This window comes from Brevibacterium sp. FME17, from assembly GCF_014897515.1.
Classification (GTDB): Bacteria; Actinomycetota; Actinomycetes; order Actinomycetales; family Brevibacteriaceae; genus Brevibacterium.
This window is the reverse complement of sequence record NZ_JABUYD010000005.1, coordinates 90,185-110,355: the sequence shown is the minus strand read 5'-3', so window position 1 is coordinate 110,355 and position 20,171 is coordinate 90,185. Positions and strand designations below refer to the sequence as shown.

Annotated in this window: 16 protein-coding genes; 7 read left to right on the top strand and 9 right to left on the bottom strand. The window is 63.7% G+C overall.

The features are described 5' to 3' along the window. Positions 1 to 19: 19 nt before the first annotated feature. Both INT40_RS06895 and INT40_RS06890 read left to right on the top strand, forming a co-directional pair. Positions 20 to 1,021 carry a GNAT family N-acetyltransferase gene (locus INT40_RS06895; RefSeq protein ID WP_193095792.1) on the top strand — a complete coding sequence of 334 codons (1,002 nt, stop codon included), beginning with the start codon at positions 20 to 22 and terminating at the stop codon, positions 1,019 to 1,021. Positions 1,022 to 1,152: 131 nt separating this feature from the next. Continuing rightward, entirely contained in the window at positions 1,153 to 2,628 is a 1,476-nt protein-coding gene (locus INT40_RS06890; protein WP_193095791.1) for an amino acid permease, read from the top strand. Between the two features lie 89 nt (positions 2,629 to 2,717). Here the strand turns inward: INT40_RS06890 and INT40_RS06885 are convergent, their stop codons facing one another. From INT40_RS06885 to INT40_RS06845, 9 genes are all read right to left on the bottom strand, one after another. Continuing rightward, positions 2,718 to 6,413, bottom strand: a complete 3,696-nt coding sequence (locus tag INT40_RS06885) for an FtsK/SpoIIIE domain-containing protein (protein WP_193095790.1) — start codon at positions 6,411 to 6,413, stop codon at positions 2,718 to 2,720. 143 nt (positions 6,414 to 6,556) lie between these two features. Continuing rightward, positions 6,557 to 6,997: a pilus assembly protein TadG-related protein gene (locus INT40_RS06880; RefSeq protein WP_193095789.1), complete on the bottom strand. Its 441-nt coding sequence runs from the start codon at positions 6,995 to 6,997 to the stop codon at positions 6,557 to 6,559. Position 6,998: 1 nt separating this feature from the next. Continuing rightward, the gene (locus tag INT40_RS06875; RefSeq protein WP_193095788.1) at positions 6,999 to 7,445 is read right to left on the bottom strand and encodes a hypothetical protein; all 447 of its coding nucleotides are present in this window, start codon (positions 7,443 to 7,445) and stop codon (positions 6,999 to 7,001) included. Then, positions 7,438 to 7,866: a TadE/TadG family type IV pilus assembly protein gene (locus INT40_RS06870; protein ID WP_193095787.1), complete on the bottom strand. Its 429-nt coding sequence runs from the start codon at positions 7,864 to 7,866 to the stop codon at positions 7,438 to 7,440. The genes INT40_RS06875 and INT40_RS06870 overlap by 8 nt, the downstream gene beginning before the upstream one ends. After that, positions 7,863 to 8,108 (bottom strand): hypothetical protein, encoded by a 246-nt coding sequence (locus INT40_RS06865; protein WP_226830897.1) that lies wholly within the window; start codon positions 8,106 to 8,108, stop codon positions 7,863 to 7,865. The genes INT40_RS06870 and INT40_RS06865 overlap by 4 nt, the downstream gene beginning before the upstream one ends. 110 nt (positions 8,109 to 8,218) lie before the next feature. Next, positions 8,219 to 9,157: a type II secretion system F family protein gene (locus tag INT40_RS21180; RefSeq protein WP_193095786.1), complete on the bottom strand. Its 939-nt coding sequence runs from the start codon at positions 9,155 to 9,157 to the stop codon at positions 8,219 to 8,221. Next, complete coding sequence (locus INT40_RS06855) at positions 9,154 to 10,083, bottom strand: type II secretion system F family protein (RefSeq protein WP_193071467.1); 930 nt, start codon at positions 10,081 to 10,083, stop codon at positions 9,154 to 9,156. The genes INT40_RS21180 and INT40_RS06855 overlap by 4 nt, the downstream gene beginning before the upstream one ends. Next, positions 10,080 to 11,303, bottom strand: a complete 1,224-nt coding sequence (locus INT40_RS06850; RefSeq protein WP_193095785.1) for a CpaF family protein — start codon at positions 11,301 to 11,303, stop codon at positions 10,080 to 10,082. Before INT40_RS06850 ends, INT40_RS06855 begins: the two co-directional genes overlap by 4 nt. 374 nt (positions 11,304 to 11,677) lie before the next feature. After that, on the bottom strand, positions 11,678 to 12,469 hold the full coding sequence (locus tag INT40_RS06845) for a DUF2249 domain-containing protein (RefSeq protein ID WP_193095784.1): 792 nt from the start codon (positions 12,467 to 12,469) through the stop codon (positions 11,678 to 11,680). Positions 12,470 to 12,521: 52 nt separating this feature from the next. On the opposite strand from INT40_RS06845, the gene INT40_RS06840 reads away from it, so the two are divergent. The 5 genes from INT40_RS06840 to prfB all read left to right on the top strand — a co-directional run bounded on the left by INT40_RS06840 (position 12,522) and on the right by prfB (position 20,093). Continuing rightward, complete coding sequence (locus INT40_RS06840) at positions 12,522 to 13,340, top strand: helix-turn-helix transcriptional regulator (RefSeq protein ID WP_319021955.1); 819 nt, start codon at positions 12,522 to 12,524, stop codon at positions 13,338 to 13,340. Further along, positions 13,337 to 14,596: a hypothetical protein gene (locus INT40_RS06835; protein ID WP_193095783.1), complete on the top strand. Its 1,260-nt coding sequence runs from the start codon at positions 13,337 to 13,339 to the stop codon at positions 14,594 to 14,596. Before INT40_RS06840 ends, INT40_RS06835 begins: the two co-directional genes overlap by 4 nt. After that, the gene (locus INT40_RS06830; protein ID WP_193095782.1) at positions 14,593 to 17,364 is read left to right on the top strand and encodes a multicopper oxidase domain-containing protein; all 2,772 of its coding nucleotides are present in this window, start codon (positions 14,593 to 14,595) and stop codon (positions 17,362 to 17,364) included. Before INT40_RS06835 ends, INT40_RS06830 begins: the two co-directional genes overlap by 4 nt. Before the next feature lie 223 nt (positions 17,365 to 17,587). Further along, positions 17,588 to 18,814 carry a globin domain-containing protein gene (locus tag INT40_RS06825; protein ID WP_193095781.1) on the top strand — a complete coding sequence of 409 codons (1,227 nt, stop codon included), beginning with the start codon at positions 17,588 to 17,590 and terminating at the stop codon, positions 18,812 to 18,814. Positions 18,815 to 18,974: 160 nt separating this feature from the next. Continuing rightward, entirely contained in the window at positions 18,975 to 20,093 is a 1,119-nt protein-coding gene (prfB, locus tag INT40_RS06820) for a peptide chain release factor 2 (protein WP_101573041.1), read from the top strand. The last annotated feature ends 78 nt before the right edge of the window (positions 20,094 to 20,171 follow it).

The window sequence follows — 20,171 nt, the reverse complement described above, 5'->3', positions numbered from 1 at the left end:
CGTTCAAGGAGCGCACACAATGCCGATCAGAGACCTGACCGATGGTGACGACCTGCGGTTGAACGAGGTGTTCACCGACGCCGATACGCCGGCCGCTCATATGGCCAGGTCCCTGTTCCGCCCGTCCTCGGACGCACCCCTGCTGCGCTCCGTCATCGCCGAGGTAGTGCCCGAGGTTCCCGTCGGTGCTGCCGCGATCGCCGAATCTCCGCTTCACCCTCACCGGGCGTGGGTCCACGTCGAGGTCGCCAGCGAGGAACAGGGCCACGGTCAGGGACGAGAACTCTTCGAAGCCGCCTGCGCCGAGACCGTCGGGACCGCACTGGAAGGACTGGACCTGCGCACACGAGTGCAGGCCGGCAGCCCGGGTGCCGGATTCGCGCAGGCACTGGGCTTCACTCCTCTGACGACGACACGAGTGATTAAGGTTGCCGCCGGCGCACTGCCGCCCAGCGGTGGCGGACGTGCCGAGGACCTCGAGATTGTGGCCACCGGATCGGTGAAACTGACGAAGGCGTTTCTGGCCTGGTACACGGCTGTGAACAAGGACGACGCTGTTGGTCCGCTGACGATCGGACAGGTCAACAACGCGTTCCTCTCCGAAGCCGCCGGAGCCCATGGCGCCGCTCTGCTGGGCGGTGACGCCGGTGCGGCTGAAGACTCCGGGCTGAGCGCCTTCGCTGTCTCCTACGCTCGCGAAGCCAACCAGACTGGCGTCGAGATCACGGATGCCATGCCGGCACCAGGTGACGACGAGGAAGCACCCACTGAACTCTTCATCGGATCGATGTTCGAAACTCGCGAGGAAGCCTCCGACACTACGAGCGAGCTGTTCAGGGCAGCGATCGCCGACGCCGAGCTCCTCCTCGCTCGGCTCTCCGTCGATGCCGACGTCGTCCTCGAAGTCACGAGTGGCATGCCGGTAGTTTCCGCCCTGGCAGACCGACTCCTCGAATCCGGTCAAGCCACGGAACTCTACCGCTACGAAACTCTCTCGGGACCGCCCGCCGACGCTCGCTGAGCAGACGTTGCAGCCGGGACCACCTCACCGATCCTCGGACCGTGTCTGAGGCGCCTACCGGCCGAAGGCCCCAGAGCTCACAATGACTGGGCCAGGCTTGTCGAGAGAGTTTGAGAGAAAGTAGGACACCCATGTCTTCAGCTGACAGGGGGAGCAGTGAGGCGATCAGCCATGCCAAGGACACTGAGAACGTGGGCCTGCACAGGGGACTGAGTGCCCGGCACATCCGTTTCATGGCCTTGGGGTCGGCCATCGGCACGGGGCTGTTCATGGGGTCCTCGGAGTCGATCCAGGCCGCTGGTCCGTCTGTGCTGATTGCCTACATCATCGGCGGTGCCGCCGTCTTCATGGTGATGCGTGCGTTGGGCGAAATGCTGGTCCGCCACCCTGTCTCGGGATCCTTCGGTCAGTTCGCATCGAGCTATCTCCACCCCTTCGCCGGTTTCCTCGTCGGCTGGACCTTCGTCTTCGAAATGGTCCTCGTCGCCGTCTTCGACGCCACCGCCATCGGCGTGTACATGGGCTTCTGGTTCCCCGGAGTGCCGCGCTGGATTTGGGTGCTGGCCGTCGTGTTCTTCATCGCCGCCATCAACATGATCGGCGTCAAAGTCTTCGGTGAGCTGGAGTTCTGGTTCGCGCTCATCAAGATCGTCGCGATTATCGCCCTCATCGCGGCCGGCGTGGCCATCATCATCTTCGGCTTCGGCATTGCCTCCCACGATCAGATGGGTCCGGAGGCTCTGTTCGACCACGGTGGGCTGTTCCCCCACGGATTCTGGGGACTTCTCTCATCATTCACGATCGTGATGTTCGCCTTCGGCGGCATCGAGATCATCGGAGTCACCGCCGGTGAAGCACAGAACCCCAGGAAAGTGCTGCCGGCCGCCATCAACTCGGTGCCGGTGCGCATCCTGCTCTTCTATGTGCTCACCCTCGGGGTGATCATGTGCATCCTGCCCTGGAACCAGATCACCTCGGAGATCAGTCCCTTCGTCGCAATCTTCGACTCTGTCGGCTTCAGTGCGGCAGCTGCCATCCTTCAGGTTGTGCTCATTACGGCGGCGCTCTCCGCCATCAATGCCGATATCTTCGGCGCCGGTCGGATGCTCCACGGTCTGTCGGAACAGGGGCAGGCACCGCGTTCCTTCGCCCACACCACCCGCAACGGAGTGCCGGTGATGACAGTGATCACGATGATCGTGGCTCTGCTGATCGGCGTGCTCCTCAACTATCTCTACCCCGACCAGGCCCTGTTCCTGCTGGGCGCATTGGCGACGTTTGCGACGGTTCTGGTGTGGCTGGTCATCCTCGCCGCTCATATTCGGATGAAACGGGTGCTGGCACAGGAGAACCGACTGCGCAGTGAGTTCCCGATGCCGCTGTGGCCCGTGGGGTCCTGGGCTACGGTGGCGTTCATCGGCTTCGTCATCGTCATGGTCGGAATCGTGCCTGATTCCCGTCCGGCACTGTGGGTGGGTCTTCTCTGGGTCGGAGCACTGTGGCTGGCCTACTTCGCCATTGTTCGGGGTGAGGGCCGCCGCCCCTACCAGCTCATCGACCACACCGAGTCAATGCCCGCCGGCAGGCACAACGCGCACACTGACTGATCGTCGCCTCGAATCGTGATCGGCCGGGCGAACTCTGCCGTGACCAGGGTCGATACAAGACGTCCAGCTCGATACAAGACATCCAGAAGTTAAGACGATCGATTCGATGTCGCGAGAGAGCCCGGTAGGTGTGCCGGGCTGGGACTGGGCTCAACGGTTCTCTCCGCTGAGAAGAGCCTCACTGCCTGAGTTCGCTGCTCGGTGACGAACCATGCTGTCCCCGGATCCCCGTCGAGTGGTGGCAGCCTGAGGAAACCCAGGTTGCTGAGGTCCTGCCGACTGTGGGCGCCGAGGATCAGCATCGGCCCCAGGCCTTGTGCCTTAGCCAATGATGAGCCGTAGCCGGGAGTGAACCGTACCGGCATCGTCAGCACATGCAGGCCACCGTCGCCGAGATCGACGGCGTCCGAGTTCGTCTCCAGATGCGCATCGTCATGGACCGCGAGCGCTTTCCGGCTGGCTGTTGCTTGAGAGGAACACGTTTCCTGCAACATGGCTGCTGTCGTGCTTTTCCCAGACTGCGGTGATCCTCTGACACTGAGAACCTCTCCGTCACGGTTCGGATCCCATACAACGAGGGCACCGAAGGGGTCGGTTCCCAGCGGGATCCCTGTGCCCGCCGGATCCAGTCGCGGGGCTCCACGCCCGGGTACCGCAGTGAGTCCGCGCCATCGTGGTTCGAAGGTGCCGCGTCTGTCATGGCTGTCGAATGCGTGGGCGATATTCTGCTGGTGAGGCACCAACTGCACATCGGCGCCGTCACCACCGGCTTCCTGTGCATTGGGGCCCACGAGCACTGCCCTGTATTCGGGCCACGTTCCGACGAATCGTTGCCGGGACAATCCGACGCTGAGTCCGTCACCTCCTGCCCCAGGTGGGAAGATTACCTGTGATGTGAAGGCGGCACTTGTGCTCGTAGACGTGCGGCACCCGGCCAACAGGAACGTCAACCCCAACCCAGAACCATATTTGAGCAGCCGTTCCGTTTCGGCAGCCATCTGGTGGTCCATGGAGTCGATGAATTCGTTCCAATTGCTGCACACCACGATCGTGGCCGGCAGGGTGCCGGTGCCGGTGGGTACGTTGCCTACCGTAGAAGCACGGTGCAGATGGTCGAGGATCGTGTGAAATCGCCACCCGGTGTCCATTCCGCAAGTGACCTCGGCCCAATCCATGGACTCTGCGATTCGTCCCAGGGCCACCACTCGGTGGGTCGCAGCGGCACTGGATGCCATTCGCCGCATGACTGACGCGATGGCATCTGGGTCGTTGCCGACGATGATGGTCGAGCCATCGAGGGCAGGAGAATATGACCAGGTGCTCTGCTTCTGGTGGCTGGGAATGTCCACGATCCCGGTCACCGACGTATCCGTCACCCCTGGATCGTCTTCTTTGGGGCTGCCCTCAGCAGACGACGCTGAAAACAGTACAGGGACATTCTCGAGATCGGGCAGTGGTGGGAGAACCACAGGGTGACGTGGAGGCGGCGGCGGATGTGACTGGTCACGGTTCTCACGGTCTGCCTGTTGGAGATTGCTGACACGGATTCCGTTGACGCTGTGCTGGGTGGGAAGACCCCGGCCAGGTTCCCACGGTCGCAGACGAGGCCGGTGGCGCACCTCGGCAGTGGTGACAGCAGTGGACGTGGGGACGGCGACCCGGAACTCCACGATCGACGAACCCGAGTCGAGGCACGCAGCGCCCGGGCTCTCAGGTGGCAGGCGTGCGGCATCGTTGACTCCGATGACATCGAAGGAGTCCGCATCCTCGCGCACGCGCAAGCACACCCGAATATTGATGTTGGCTTTCATCTGCCCGGTGACGATGCCGAGCGGGCGCTGCGTGGCAAGGATCAGATGCACGCCCAAGGACCGGCCCAAAGCTGTCAGGTGCTCGAGCAGATCGGCTGCCTTCGGGTGGGTCGCCATGAGGGCGTGGAACTCATCGATGACGACGACCAACCTCGGCGGGCGATCGTCGAGTTCGAGGACATCGGAGCATTCGTGGTCGGCGAGGAGTCGCTCGCGTCGGGTGATCTCGGCACGGACTGAGACTAAGGCGCGGAAGGCTGCAGCCGAATCGAAATCATCGAGGACGCTGTCCGTGTGCGGCAGATCTTCCAGTGGGGAGAATGTCGCCCCACCCTTGAAGTCGATGAGGACGAAGTTCAGCCGCGAAGGTGGGTGTTCCAAGGCCATCGCGAGCAGCCAGGTCTGGAGCAGTATGGATTTCCCACTGCCGGTCGTGCCCGCCACGAGTGCGTGGGGTCCGTCGTTGAAGAGGTCGAGGGTGATGTCCCCGTTTTGTCCGCGCCCGATCGTGACCGGTCCGGGCGAAGTTCGAGCCCAGCGCCGGCGAATGGCCTGCGGCGCGTCATCATAGAGGTCGCCGAGGCCGTGGTTGGGCAGACGCTCGTTCCCGGCCCTGCTCACCTCCCGGTATTCGAGGGTGAGGAACCGGCCGGGTGGCATGAGGGCGGCAGTGAGAGTTCTGCCGGGCACGGGACCTTCTACCGCTGAGGAGTCCTCGGTGCGCGCCTGGGCCAGACTGCCCAGCGAAAGGGAGATCGAGGCGGTGGGCGCGGGTGCCTGTGCATGCAGCGTCGTCGTTGAATCCGGTCCGGAAAAGCTTACGCAGATCATCGACTCGGTTGGATCCTCGTGGCTGAAGCGACCGCCCTGCAGCTCCGGCAGCCGGAGCAGGTTCTGGTCGGGGGACCACTCGTAGGCGGGATCGGCCAACCAGGACAGGGCCATGCGGCGCAGCTGCTCGTGATCGCCGGTGACCGTCACCGAGGTTGTGCTCGGGTCGATGCGAAGCGGCACATCATCGATGATGACCGTCCCGTCAAGGTGATCGGTGCCTGTGCGAAGCTCATCGGCGATAGTGATGGGGCCGAGCGCTGATCCGAAGCCAAGGCACAGACCCGACTCTGACTGCAGCCGACGCCTGTGTTCGATGACCAGAGTGGCCAACCTGCGCTTCGCTGTCTCGACGGCGCCTTTCCGGTCGATGACACATTGAGCGCAATCGCGGACATACCGACGCTTCTCCATGACGTAGGCGACGTATCCGGAGATGGGCGCGGACATGCTGAAGAGGAGGAACCACCACATTCCGGTGACGAGGGCGAGGACCCCACCGATGGCGATGGGGATGAGGAACGCCCACCATTGGGGAGGTTTGGCCGGGCGAGGATCGTCGATCAGTCTGGGTGCCACATGCGTGGGTTCCCGACCGCGAGCGGTGGAGGCACGAAGCATGTGAGTGTCTGAGCGAGTTCGACTTGGCTGGGGCGTGGTCCGGGAGGCGGGGGCGAAGACTGTGGTGCCCAAGGCTGAGAATGTCTGCTCTCTGGCGGGTCCGAGTTCCAGTCGCGTCGGCTGGCGGGACATGCACGGGTCGACGATGGTGAGGCATCCGGGCTGACTGATCCGACTGAGTAGAGGAGCGCGGGGATCGATGTCGATCGTGAATCCGGAATCGGGGCCCGCGAGCACCGTCACGCAGGCAGATCCTGAACCGCGACAGAGCGCGGACGCTCCGAGGACTGTGACCGGGTTCAGAGACTGCCAGCGTCCCCACGCCATTGATTTCACCGTGTTCTCTGGGTGTCCGGAGCCTGCGGGCAGACGGTTTCCTGTGATGAGGTCCGTCGAGGTCAGGATGGGGCCGAAGACGGCGCGGAATACCTGGAGAACAGGCACCTCGGAGTCTGCCTCGATCACGTCGGTGCGAATGTTAGCGTTTGCGTCGATGCGATGAATGAGGCCGAGCGTGTTCATGCTCCCAGGATCACGACTTGCGCCACCGGCGGCTAGGGCTCCTTGCGTCCCTGTGGACGGTGAGTCTGTGTCCACAGGCGATTCGAGCAGAAGTGGGGGAAGGCACCAACAGGAGATCACGTGCGAGTCGTTTGAAGGCATCCTCAGGAAATGCGCAGCGACCCACGAGCGTATGCGGTGGCCTGCAGCTCGATGAGGCCGGGGACGAAACGTGAGAGCAGCGCGGGGGTGTAGTCGGCGTGCAGGCGGATCACGACCGAATGCTGCCCGTCGGCATCGGCGCTGAGCTCCACATTGTGCAGTCCCTGCGGGGTCGGCACCGCGGCCACGTACCGACTGGCGGCACGTTTGGCCGCCGGGGGAGAGAACACCAGTCCAGGTTCACCGCCAGGAGCAGGCTCGAACGAGTCGGATGCGGCCAGGGCTGCAGAGTCTGCCACGCTCTGCAGCTCTCGTCTGGTCATGTGCAGATCCGTCAGCGCCGCGATGAGGAAGGCCAGAAGCAGGGCGATGACGACGAAGCCGATCGCCAGCGGAGTGATCGATCCGTCGTCGGCGGGGGTTCGGTGCTGCTTAGATGTCATTTCAGCCCTCACCTGCGGTGGCGACAACATCCGTGTGGCTGGCACGGAGAGTGATGTGTGGGGAGTATTTGGAACCGAAGAGGAGTGGAAATCCGGGCAGAGACACCTTCGTCTCGACCCGAGCGGTGATGAGGGAACCTGCTTGTCCACAGACCCCAGAACATGAGTAGTCGATGGTGACGGGAACACCGGTGAGCCCGAAGTCGGTGAAATGCATGTCTGCGACCTGATGCGCTCGACGCTCGGAGGGATCGGCATCGCGGGCCGCGATCCGCGAGGCCGAAATCGCACTTGAGGTGGTGGCATAGCTGGCGGCCTGCAGTTGGGAAACTGCAAGCATGAGGTAGACGACAGGAATGAGCAGCACGATCGAGGCGAAGATGAACTCGATGACGGCCGTGCCCGAATCGCGGCGTTCCTCCGATGTCTGCGCGTCAGATTCAGTCACTGGCGACGTCCTCAACGATGGACCGTCCGCTCAGATCCCACACCTCGGCGGGGCCCCATAGTCCGAGGACAGGCAGCGGAGTCCGCACCCGGACCTCGACGATGTCGACCTGACCGTGCTGGACCGTGGTGACGGTGATCGACTCGGCATAGCGCTCGCCCACGGAGACCGTGATGAGTTCGGAGGCGAGGCGTTTGCCATCGGCCGGGGACTGATCGGCGAGGCTGGCTTGGCGGGCACCGGCGATGGCGGAATCGATGACGGTGTTGCGGACGTGGATGACCAGACCGATCTGCAGGGTTCCGGCCAGCACGAGGGCCAGGAGCGAACCGATGAGGGCGAACTCAGCGATCGCGGAACCGGAATCAGCACGAGCCTTGCATTCCGGTTTCGACTCGCATCCGCAGTCCCGGTGACTCACCCGGCGCCCCGGACCTTGTTCATCGCGTCCTGGAACATCGAGGTGAAGGCTTCACCGGCCAGTGCCCACAGGGCAACGACCAAACCTGCCGTCATCAAAGTGATGAGGACCCATCCGGGAACGTCACCGCGGTCGGGCCGATCACATCTGCTATCGCCTCGGCGCTCGCCTCGTCGGTCAGGGGCGTCGGCTGAGAGGCCGATGACGAACACGGCGAATCGGTTCATCAGGTGGTGGAACATGGTGTCTCCTTCTTCCAGGGCGATCGCTTGGTGTCGCGATCAGATGGTGGCGTGGGCGGAGCCGAGAAGGTGCGCTGGCTCGGGTCAGAGGTTCCAGAATTGGGCTCGAATCAGGGGCTCAGATCGAGGACGGTGAGAGAGGGGAAGACAGCGAAGATGACGGTCACCGGAAGTACAAATACGACTACCGGCACCAGCATTCCTATTTCCTTCTTTCCCGACAGCTCCAGAAGACGACGGCGCGACTGTTCGCGCACATCGGCGGCCTGAGCACGCAGCACCTCCGCCAGCGGAGTGCCGCGGGTCATCGACACGGCCAGACCGTCGACGAACTGCACGATCTCGGGAATGGCGATCCGAGTCGCCATCGAATCGAGCGCGTCGACGAGCGGAGTTCCGGTTCTCGTCGTCGCCAAGGCCGTGCGCAGTTCATCGACCAGGTCGCCCGAGCATGTGCGGCACACCCGTTCGAGTGCTTCGACGATCCCCTCACCGGCGGTGATCGATAAGGCGAGGAGTTCGGCGACTGTCGGAAACTCCGCGAGAACACGTGACTCGTGACGGGCGATGGCCTGGCTCAGACGCCAATCATTGGCGATGTGTCCGGCGATGCCGCCGCTGATGATGAGGACGAGGGTGACCACGGGGGAGAATCCGCGTTGTGCCGAGAGCAGACCGGCCACGCATCCGGCGGCGATCATTCCGGCCAGAATGCTCAGAATCTGATTGATGCGGAAGCGTTCCAGAGACGCACCCCCGCCGAGGCGGTTGATCCGCAGGCTCAATGTGGCGTCGGTGGTGATCCGCGACGTCACCCACATGGTCGCGCCGAATGTGGTGGACTTGAGCAGTCCCATCAGCCCTTCCGTGCGGGGAGTCGGCGGAGAATAGATGTCGACCAGCGATTCCTGGTCACGCAGATACGGAGCGATGCGTGAGGACAGTGTCGGTCGGCGCAGCGGCGGCAGCGAGAGGACGAAGACACAGAGTGCGAACCCGTTGAACGCCCCGAGGGCGAGGATTGTGAGTGGATCGGCCGGAGTGCTCACGTGGCCTCACTGCTCCCGGCCGAACGGTGGAACGACGACGAGGAAAGGGACGAACCTTCGATGACCCGAGGCTCTTCGGGGAGCCTGCCGATTCGCTTCATCGCCTGATAGGCCAGGAGAGAGACCACGAAGCCGGCGGCCAGGAGAAGCAGTCCGGTCTGGGAATTGTAGGCGGTCGCTGTCTCTGGCCGAGTGGAGAGGAACGCGAGCACCACCCAGGGGGCAGCCACGGCCAACCGGGCACCATTGACCGTCCATTGCTGTCTGGCAGAGAGTTCGTTGCGGGTGCGGGCATCGTCGCGGACGAACTGGGCGAGGGCACGCAGCATCGTGCCGAGGTCGCTTCCGCCGACCTGCCTGGTCACGCTGAGTGCGACGACGATCCGATCGGCCACCGGGTCGGCGCTGACTTGCCGGAAGCGTTCGAGGGCGATGGCGAATGAGCCGCTGGCCCGGTATTCCTCGGAGAAGACTTCGAACAGCGGTCGCAGGGGTTCGGGTCCTCGGTGGGCCAGCGAACTCAACGCCTCGGGCAGTGACAGGCCGGCTCGAACGCCGGAGTTGAGGTGGTCGAGGGTTTCGGGCCACAGCTCACGACGCATCACCTGTTTACTGCGAGCCCGATGTTGGAGCAGCCGGTGAGGCAGCCACGAGGCGAAGGCTCCGAAGCACAGTGCGATCGCCCACGAACCCGTGAGGACAGTGGCGAGGACGCTGACGATGATGAAGACGGCGATCGAGATGAGGATCAGGTGGCTCGGACGCATCCGTGGGAACCCGGCACCGGTGAGCATGTCATCGAGCTCGCGGACCCATCGTCTCTGCACCCGTGTCCTTGATCGCCTCTGCCACAGTGACATCCACAGCAGGAACAGGCCGGCACCGAAGCAGGCACCGATGAGGAGACTGAATTGGGAATAGCTCATGCGGTTTCCAGAATGGAATGGAGATCTTTGCCGATGGCGGCGAATCGATCGCCGAGGTGGCCGAATCCCTGACCGCGCACCAACTGTCCCTGCGGCGAATGGAAGATGGTGTCGAGTTCGACGACGTCACCTTCGACGCCACCGGGGACAGCGCAGATCTCACTGACGAGGCGGGTCCCATTCGGATCACGTCGCAGGTGGATCACGACGTCGATGCTCACCGCCACAGTCGGGACGACGAAGGACGAGGAGATGTTCGCCCCGGCCAGAAGCGGTAGGGTGCAGATCTTCGTGATCGCGGCCCGGGCGGAGTTCGCGTGAATTGTGCCGGCCCCGGGCAGTCCCGAATTTAAGGCGACGAGCAGGTCGAGACTCTCGGCCTCACGAACCTCGCCGACGATGATGCGGGTTGGCCGCATGCGCAGGGCTTCCTTCACGAGGTCTCTCAAGGTCACTTCGCCGGTGCCTTCCAATGACGGTTGGCGACATTGCATGGGAACCCAGTCGCGGCTGGGCAGGTTGAGTTCGAAGACCTCTTCGCAGGAGATGATGCGTTCACGGGCGGGAATGGAACCAGCCAGAGCATTGAGCATGGTGGTCTTGCCGGCCTGGGTGGCCCCGGAGACCAAAATATTGGCTCCGCTGGCGACTGCCGCATCCAGAAATCTGGCGGCCGCCGGAGTCAGGGATCCCTGAGCAACGAGGCCGGCGAGGTTGCGTGGTCGTTGAATGAATTTGCGGATATTGACGGCAGGGAAGGAGCGGGTGATATCGGGGAGGACGACGTGGAGTCGGGAACCGTCGGGAAGCATGGCGTCGACGAAGGGCTGGGATAAGTCGACCCGTCGCCCTGAGGTGCGCAGCATTCTCTCGATAAGGTCATCGAGTTCACCAGCAGTGAGCTTCGTCGTCGTCAGCTGGTGGAGTCCGTCGATGGCGATGAAGACCTCGCTGGGAGAATTAACCCAAATCTCCTCAACCCGAGGGTCATCGAAATAGTCCTGCAACGCACCGAACCCCGAGAGCTGATTGTCAATGGAGCGAAACGTGGCTTCCTTGTCTTCCAAAGGTGGAAGATCCGCGACCAGACTGCGCTCGTCGTACTCGGAGATGACTGTGCGAATGACCTCGCGAGAGCGTTGCATATCGGCGCGAGGGTCCACATCGAGGTCCCTGATCCTCTTGTGCACTTCGCTCTTGATAACCTCGGTGGCTTCCACATTGAACCCCTGGCAGACAGAAAACGAAACCCATTTCCAACAGCTGGATTTGTTTTTAACTTATCTGTAGTCGAATGAAGAATCCAGCAATTTCTCGAATCTGTGGATAACTCTGAGCGAAAGTCCGAATGCCCTGCGTGTAGTTTCAGGCGTAGGCCAAGAGGCGGAATACCACTGCATCCGCATTGCACATTCCCGTGTTCGGGTATAGATTCTCATCACCATTGCAGCAGCCTGCGACGACGGGCCTGCACACCATAGACCGCGCCACCGGCGGGATGACTTGATCTCCCGCCGGTGGCGCTATTTTTCGGCAGCTAGGTCCGGGGCTCGGCCCTGACTCGGTCATCGGTGAGGGCGAATGGCCCTCGTTCTCAGGCGCGGATGAAGTCGAGGCGCCAGGCCTCGGGGCCACGCTGAAGATACTCAACACTGAACCCGCCCGAGTAGCGCTGGTCAATCTGTGCCAGGAGCGGCAGCGGGTCGTGCGGGGCGACGAGCACCATTCCATCTCCGGGTGACACAGAGTCAAGGGCACCGAAGACAGTTGCATGGCGAATTGCATGAGGAACCGTGCGCACATCCAGTTCCGGATGTTCTGGCCCATCCGACTCCCCGCAGGTGCAGCTGTGCGCGTGATCGTCGGCCGGTGCGGAGGATAAGGGGTCGGGCTCGTGTGCCTCGATCGAAGAATCGGAGGTGACCTGTGCCCAGAGGTCGGCCAGGGATACGCTGGACTCGCCCGCCAGCAGAGGCACGAGGCGAGCAGTCATATTCTCGGCATGCAGATCGAACACCGACCGGGTTGCCCTGGCGCTCGCAGCGGCTCGGACGCCGTCCTCGGCGCCGGCAACGTCGCGCAGCAGGGAGGTCAAGATGTTGGTCTCGGCATCGATCGCCTCTGCGAGGGGGCGAGTCTCCGTCAGCTGTTTGGCGGCGGCGAGGACATGCGCGGACTCTGCCTTGACCGCGGAAGTCACCGAGGTTGCCGCCCAGGTCGATAGGTCATCGCGTGCGGACTCCCAGGACTCGTCTCCGCGGGCGACGGCAGCGATGAGTGCCTCGGTCTTTGCGGCGATCGCGCCGGAGTGCTCGGCGTAGTTCTGCTCGATGTCGTTGACGACATCGGCTTCGGCCTCATTGGAGGTGAACATGACATTACTCATGGTGTTCTCTCTTTCTCTGCAGACTTGGCCACAGTTTATTACAATTAAAACCGTGAAAATAAATCGCGTCTCCGCCAAGGCCGAGAACTCCGAGCTCGGACCCAGTCCAACTGTCCCGGCAGCGGGACTCTCACCCGCTGTTGCAGCCGTGCTCGATCACCTCAGTGCCCAAGCCGCACCGGTGTCGATCGGTGCGCTCTCGGCGATGACTGGACTGCACGGCAATACGGTGCGCGAACACTTAGACACACTCATCGCCTCGGGACTTGCCGCCAAGGAGCAGGCGCTTTCGCAGGGGAGAGGCAGGCCGGCATGGCTGTACTTCGCCACCGACGGTGCCGCGGCCACGGGGGCACCCGAATACGCGGGTCTGGCAGCTGCACTGGCCGCGTATATCCATCGCACCAGCGACTCACCACGGGGAGACGGCATCGCCGCCGGTCTCGAGTGGGGCCACCAGCTCGCGGCGGACTTCGGCAACGGGGGCTCAGGTGCTGGCGCAGACAATGAAGCCTCAGGCGCTGGCACTCACAACGGCACCACTGCTCAGGAGCAGGATCCCACTGCCCAGGAGCAGACTCTCTCTCTGCTGGACGAACTCGGGTTCGCACCAGCTGTGGATACCGCCGATGACAGCATGCAGGTGAGGCTCACCCGCTGCCCGCTGCTCAGCGCAGCCCATCAGTACCCCGACATCGTCTGCGGCGTTCACCTCGGTCTGGTCCGTGGAGCCATGAACACCTTCGGGGACCAGGATTCCGACAGCCAGCTCGAACCCTTCGCCGAACCCGGAGCATGCCGCCTGCGCCTGGAAACACCGAAACCAGGCGCTCGCCCACGCGAGGGCAGCCCGCGCGGGGACCGCCAGTGATCCGACGCCTGGACTTCCTCATCCCGGCAGCGCTGTCCCTGCTGGCCGGACTCGACGCAGCGCTCATACTGCTGGGGCTGTGGGCACCGGTCGTGACGGAGACGTTTCCCGGCGTCCACGGGATCGCCATGGTCTTCGGTTTCGTCGCCACCCTGATCTCTCTCGAACGGGCCGTGGCACTTGCCCGTCCGGCAGGTTTCCTCGCCCCGGCTCTGATCGGGCTCGGCGCCCTCGCTGTCCTCTCCCCGCTTCCGCTGCTCATCGGCCAGCTCTGTCTCCTGGCCGGGACTGTCATCTTCGTGGCTCTCTACGTTCCCCTCTATCGCCGCAATGGGGACGAAGCGATCCTGGTGCAGGCACTCGGTGCGGTGCTGGCCGCGAGCGCGGTGCTCATGTGGCTCGGCGGCGCAGAGGTGGCCACCCTCATTCCCTGGTTCGCCGGTTTCGTCATCTTCACCATCGCCGCCGAACGACTCGAGCTCGCACGCATCGCCATTGGAACCGTGGCCACCCGTTGGTTCCTTGTGATCATCACTGCCACAACGTTTGCCGTGCTCGCCTCTCTGCTGTGGCCCGGCATCGGCTACCCACTCTTGGGTGTCACACTCCTGGGCTTGGTCTCCTGGCTGGTCATCCATGACGTCGCACGCAAGACAGTTCGGTCCACGGGCCAGACCCGCTTCATGGGTGCCTGCCTCCTGGCCGGCTATGTGTGGCTGGCCGTTGCGGGCCTGGCCTGGACCATCGGAGGACACGCCGTCGATGGTGGGGTCTATGACGCAGTGGTTCACTCGGTGTTCCTCGGCTTCACGGTCTCGATGATCATCGCCCACTCGACCGTGATCTTGCCCGCGGTGCTGCGAATCCAGCTTCCCTACAATCGCGGCTTCTACATTCCCATCGTGCTCCTGCACCTGTCGCTGATTCTGCGCATCGGCCTTGGTGACGGGCTCGACCTGCACTGGGCTTGGCAGGTCGGCGGGGTGCTCAACATCCTCGCTCTGCTCGGATTTGCGATCCTGGCCGCAGCCTCGGCGCTGATCGGCACGCGTGCTCGGAGCGGCAGAGCCGAACGTCGTCCCCTCACACTCGATCTTTGCGCGGACGCCACAGACGCCACAGACGGCGCGGACGCCACAGACGCCACGGGCGGCGCGGACGCCACAGACGGCGCGGACGCCACGGGCGGCGCGGACGCCACGGGCGGCGCCGCCGCAACCGCCGCGACCGGGATAGGACCGGACACTCCCGCATGAACCCTCAGATCTCCTCACCGGGTCCGCGCAATCTGCCCCGACCCGGCCAAAACGAGCCGACCGCCGCCCGTGGACGATGGCTGATCCGCGACATTCCCGTCGTATTCTGGCTCGTCTTCCTGCTCATCATCATCGCCGCCCATCCCGGTCTGCCTGTGGCCAGATGGCTGATGATCCACCTCCTCGTCCTCGGCGCGGTCAGCCACTCCATCCTCGTGTGGTCCAAACACTTCGCCGAGGCACTGCTGCACACCCCATCGACGGACGCTGACAGGAAAGGCCAGAGCAGTCGCCTGATCCTGCTCAACGCGGGCACTCTCATCGTCATCATCGGCATGGTCGTCGACGTCTGGGCCCTCGTCCTCATCGGTGCGATTGCGGTGGCCACGGCCGTGGTCTGGCACGGGCTCACCCTCTGGGTTCAGTCGCGCACAGCCCTGGCCTCACGCTTCGCCTCAACCCTCCACTACTACCTGAGCGCGGCAGTCATGCTGCCGATCGGCGTCGCCCTCGGCGTCATCTTGGCCTTCGGCGTCGGAAGTGAGTGGCATGCTCGCCTCGTCGCCGCCCACGCCCTGATCAACCTGCTCGGGTGGATCGGGCTGACCGTGATCGGCACCCTGGTGACCCTGTGGCCGACGATGCTGCGCACAAAGATCGTGCCCGGCGCCGAGGTGGCAGCTCGCAGAGCCCTGCCGATCCTCGTCGGTGCGCTGGCCATCGCGCTCGCCGGTGCCCTGCTCAGCCATCCCTGGGCGGCCGGCATCGGACTGCTGGGCTACCTGTGTGGAGTTGGACTCATCGCCCGCCCCTTCGTTTTAGCCGCGCTGGCCAAACCGCCACGTGAGTATCCGACGTTCTCCGTCGCTGCGGCCATGGTCTGGCTCGCCATCTGCCTGATTGCCACCACCTGGGTCTTCTTCACCTCCGCCACCTGGGCCGAAGCCACACAAGGCTTCACGTGGCTGGTGCCCGCGTTGGCCGCCGGGTTCGCCGCCCAGGTGCTCTTCGGGGCGCTGTCCTATCTCCTCCCGGTCGTCCTCGGCGGGGGACCGGCCGCTGTGCGTGCCACCAACACGGAGTTCGCGCGCTTCGGTGCGCTGCGGATCACGATCATCAACCTCGGGCTGGCGATCTGCCTGCTCCCGGTTCCCAGTTGGGTCCGCGTGCTGTGCTCCGGGCTGGTGGCGCTGGGGCTGGCTGCGTTCCTGCCCCTGATCTTCCGCGGAATCAGGGCCTCACGGCGAGCGAAGAAGAACCCGCCCGAACCCGTGACAGGCAACCGGAAAGCGCAGGTTCGTGCGACGAAGGAAGAACGCGCGGCCCAGCAGAAGCAGGAGAACCGAAACAGTCTGGGCCTCGCAGCAGCAGGTGTGGCAGCGGTGCTGTTCGCCGTTGCCGGCGGCGTCGCCCTTGACCCGAGTGCCACGACTGCGATCAACGCCTCATCCACCTCGGCGGGAGTGGCCGCCACAGGTGAGACGACGCGCGTGAGCGTCGAAGCCAAAGATATGCGCTTCACCCCGGCGAGCGTCGATGTGCCCGCGGGCAACCGATTGATCATCGACCTGAAGAACACGGATGATGAGGATGTCCACGACCTCGTGCTCGCCGATGGGCACGACAGCGGCAGGCTTGCACCGGGGGAGTCGACGAGCCTGGACGTCGGCATCATCGGCTCCGATATCGATGGGTGGTGCTCGATCGCCGGCCATAAGCAGATGGGCATGGTCTTCACCGTCAACGCCACCGGCGCCGCAGCCACCAGGGACGCAGGCGACAATGATGCCGCAGATGGGGGATCGGCGGATGCGATGCCGGGAATGGATCACGACTCTGCGCAATCCACCGGCGATGATGCCGCGAATGAGGGCACAGCCTCGGCGGCCTCGGGCCTGGACTTCATGGCCGATCCGGGCAAGGACTTCAGCGCACAGGACGCTGAACTGCCACCCGCACCGGGAGGCACGACCCACAAGGAGATCTTCACCGTCACCGAGGTCGAACAGATGGTGGCCGCGAACGTCAGGCAGAAACTGTGGCTGTTCAACGACACCATGCCCGGGCCGACCCTGCGCGGCAAGGTCGGCGACGTCTTCGAAATCACCCTGGTCAACGACGGGTCGATGGGGCACTCGATCGACTTCCACGCCGGTGAGCTGGCCCCGGACAAGCCGATGCGCACGATCGCGCCCGGGAAGTCACTCACCTACACGTTCAAAGCCACCCACTCCGGCATCTGGATGTACCACTGCGCGACCATGCCGATGTCATCCCACATCGCCAATGGCATGTTCGGTGCCGTCATCATCGATCCACCCGAGCTGCCGGCCGTGGACAAGGAATTCGTGTTCGTCCAATCCGAGCTCTACCTCGGACCCCAGGGCGGGGTCGTCGACTCAGAGAAGGTGCGTCGGGAAGAACCCGACGCCGTGGTCTTCAACGGCTTCGCCAACCAGTACGACCATGAACCGCTCACCGCCCACGTCGGAGAGCGGGTGCGGATCTGGGTGCTCAACGTCGGTCCGAACCGATCGAGTGCCTTCCACATCATCGGCGGACAGTTCGACACCGTCTATAAGGAAGGCGCATACCTGCTCCGCCCCGACAATTCCGAGAAGGGTGCAAGCCAGACTCTCGACCTCGAAGCCGCACAGGGTGGCTTCGTCGAACTCGAATTCGCCGAGGCTGGACACTACCCGTTCGTCTCCCACAAGATGGTCGACGCCGAGCGGGGAGCCCACGGAATGGTCGATGTCAGTAAGTGAAATGCCGGGCCCGGATCTTCAAGCCCAGAGCGACACGGGTGACGTATCAGCGAAACGGCTGCGAGCCACCGGATGTCCATATTTCGGCTTGAGATTTCTCACGGTTGCGACCGGTAGAAAAAAATTCTACACAGCGTAGTAATGTCGCAGACGCCAACCAAAATAGCGACCTGGACAGGCCGTTGCAGCCACGTGGTGCACTGGCATCACGAAAGGGGCAGATGTGATTTCCCAACCCGCACTTTCCGTCATCCGCGAGACCCTGCCGGCAGTCGGCGCCTCGATCGGTGAGATCACCCCGATCTTCTACGAGCGCATGTTCGCTGCCCGTCCTGACCTGGAGAGCGACCTCTTCAACCGCGGCAACCAGGCACAGGGAGAACAGCAGAAGGCTCTGGCCGGAGCAATTGCCGCATACGCGAGCCTGCTCGTCTCCGAGGACGCACCGAACATCGATGCCATGATGAGTCGGATCTCGAACAAGCACGCCTCGCTGGGGATCACCGAAGACCAGTACGCCATCGTCTACGAGCATCTCTTCGCCGCCATCGCCGAGGTCCTCGGCGAGGCCGCCACCCCGGAGGTCGTCGATGCCTGGACCGCGGTCTACTGGGACATGGCCGACGCATTGATCGCGGCGGAGAAGAACCTCTACGCCCGTTTCGACATGGCGCCCGGTGATGTGTGGAACGAACTCGTCGTGACCTCCCGCAACCAGGAATCCCCGACCACCGTCAGCCTCGAACTCGCCCGCGAAGACTGCGCGGCACTGCCCGCCGCGCAGCCGGGCCAGTACCTCTCCGTGCAGGTGACACTTCCCGACGGGGCCCAGCAGATCCGCCAGTATTCGCTGACCAGAGCCTCGAACCGCACCTCATGGGCCGTGACGGTCAAGGCCGAACCCGGCCGCGCCGACTCCGGTGTCCCGGCCGGCGAAGTCTCGAACTTCATCCACGACAACATCTTCGAAGGCGACACCGTGCGCTGCTCCCTGCCCTACGGCGACCTGGTCGTCGAAGAGTCCGATGAGCCGCTCCTCCTCGTCTCTGCCGGGATCGGATGCACGCCGATCATCGGAGCACTCAACCACCTGGTGCAGACCGAATCGACGCGGCCCGTCATGGTCCTGCACGCCGACCAGTCGATGGCCTCCCACGCGCACCGCCGCGAGATGGGGCAGCTGGTGAACCAGCTGCCCGGGGCGCAGATGCATCACTGGTACGAACAGCTTGGGGCCCGGACGGTCACCGACACTGTCCACGAAGGTTTCATCGACCTCGGTGAGGTCCCCATCGCCGCGAACGCGCAGGTGTACCTGTGCGGGCCACCACCGTTCATGAACGCCGTGCGACGCGGTCTGGCAGTACTCGACATTCCCGCCGACAATGTCCATTTCGAGGTCTTCGGACCCGACACCTGGAGCGCTGCCGCAGAGCCTGTGTCGGCCTGATCCGCAAAACAGCAGCCCAGCCTCATTCCCGGGTTCTGCACCCAACCGAACCGGCGCCGAGGTGGTACGACTTCACGTACCACCTCGGCGTCGGTCATCGATGGGGGTGAAGGCTGAGGATTCAAGCCTGAGGGCCGCCATGCACTAGGATTGCATCATTATGCCCACTGATTATTCTGCTGAAATCGCCAACCTCCGTCAGACCTACAAAGCGATCCTGGACGTGTCCGATCTGGATAATCTCCGCTCCGAGGTCGCTGAGATGACGGAGCAGGCATCGGCGCCGTCCTTCTGGGACGATCCGGACTCGGCACAGAAGATCTCGGCCACGCTCTCGCATAAACAGGGAACCCTGGAGAAGCTCGAGAAGTTCGGTGAGCGCATCGACGATGCCGAGCTGCTCATCGAGATGTCGGAGGACGAAGGCGATGAGGACTCGAAGGTTGAGGCCGAACGCGACCTCAAGAAGCTGCACGACCAGCTGGCCGAACTCGAGATCTCGACGCTGCTCAACCACGAATACGATGAGCGTTCAGCCGTCGTGACCGTGCGCTCCGGTGCCGGCGGCGACGACGCCACCGACTGGGCACAGATGCTCATCCGCATGTACATCCGCTGGGGCGAGAACCGCGGATACAACGTGCAGCAGCTCGATACCTCCTACGCCGAGGGCGCGGGCATCAAGTCCGCAACGATCCAGGTCAACGCCCCCTACGCCTACGGCACACTGTCCGTGGAGGCCGGCACCCACCGCCTCGTGCGCATCAGCCCCTTCGACAACCAGGGACGTCGCCAGACCTCCTTCGCCGCCGTCGAAGTCGTGCCGCTGATCGAATCCACCGACCACGTCGATATCGATGAGAACGATCTGCGCATCGACGTCTACCGGTCATCGGGCCCCGGCGGTCAGTCCGTGAACACGACCGACTCGGCCGTGCGCATCACGCACGAACCCACCGGCGTCGTCGTGAGCATGCAGAACGAGAAGTCCCAGATCCAGAACCGCGAAGCCGCGATGCGCGTGCTCCAGTCACGCCTGCTTGACCTCAAACGCAAGGAAGAGGCGGCTCAGAAGAAGGAACTGGCCGGCGACATCAAGGCCAGCTGGGGCGACCAGATGCGTTCCTACGTCACCCACCCGTACCAGATGGTCAAGGACTTGCGCACCGGCTACGAGGTCAACAATCCCTCGAACGTCTTCGACGGTGACCTCGACGGCCTCATCGAAGCAGGAATCCGCTGGCGCAAGGAACAGGAAATGGCCGAAGACGACTCCTGATTCTTCTTCTGCGGCTGCGCGGTTGCACGGCTGGTTCAAGTACCACCTCGGCGGCTGTGTGAACTTCCTGTGTCGCTG

What these genes read in the sequence shown, in the direction of transcription:
- INT40_RS06895 (WP_193095792.1), top strand. Translation starts at nt 20, where the DNA reads ATGCCGATCAGAGACCTGACCGATGGTGACGACCTGCGGTTGAACGAG.
- INT40_RS06890 (WP_193095791.1), top strand. Translation starts at nt 1,153, where the DNA reads ATGTCTTCAGCTGACAGGGGGAGCAGTGAGGCGATCAGCCATGCCAAG.
- INT40_RS06885 (WP_193095790.1), bottom strand. Translation starts at nt 6,413, where the DNA reads ATGAACACGCTCGGCCTCATTCATCGCATCGACGCAAACGCTAACATT.
- INT40_RS06880 (WP_193095789.1), bottom strand. Translation starts at nt 6,997, where the DNA reads ATGACATCTAAGCAGCACCGAACCCCCGCCGACGACGGATCGATCACT.
- INT40_RS06865 (WP_226830897.1), bottom strand. Translation starts at nt 8,108, where the DNA reads ATGTTCCACCACCTGATGAACCGATTCGCCGTGTTCGTCATCGGCCTC.
- INT40_RS06855 (WP_193071467.1), bottom strand. Translation starts at nt 10,083, where the DNA reads ATGAGCTATTCCCAATTCAGTCTCCTCATCGGTGCCTGCTTCGGTGCC.
- INT40_RS06845 (WP_193095784.1), bottom strand. Translation starts at nt 12,469, where the DNA reads ATGAGTAATGTCATGTTCACCTCCAATGAGGCCGAAGCCGATGTCGTC.
- INT40_RS06830 (WP_193095782.1), top strand. Translation starts at nt 14,593, where the DNA reads ATGAACCCTCAGATCTCCTCACCGGGTCCGCGCAATCTGCCCCGACCC.
- prfB (WP_101573041.1), top strand. Translation starts at nt 18,975, where the DNA reads ATGCCCACTGATTATTCTGCTGAAATCGCCAACCTCCGTCAGACCTAC.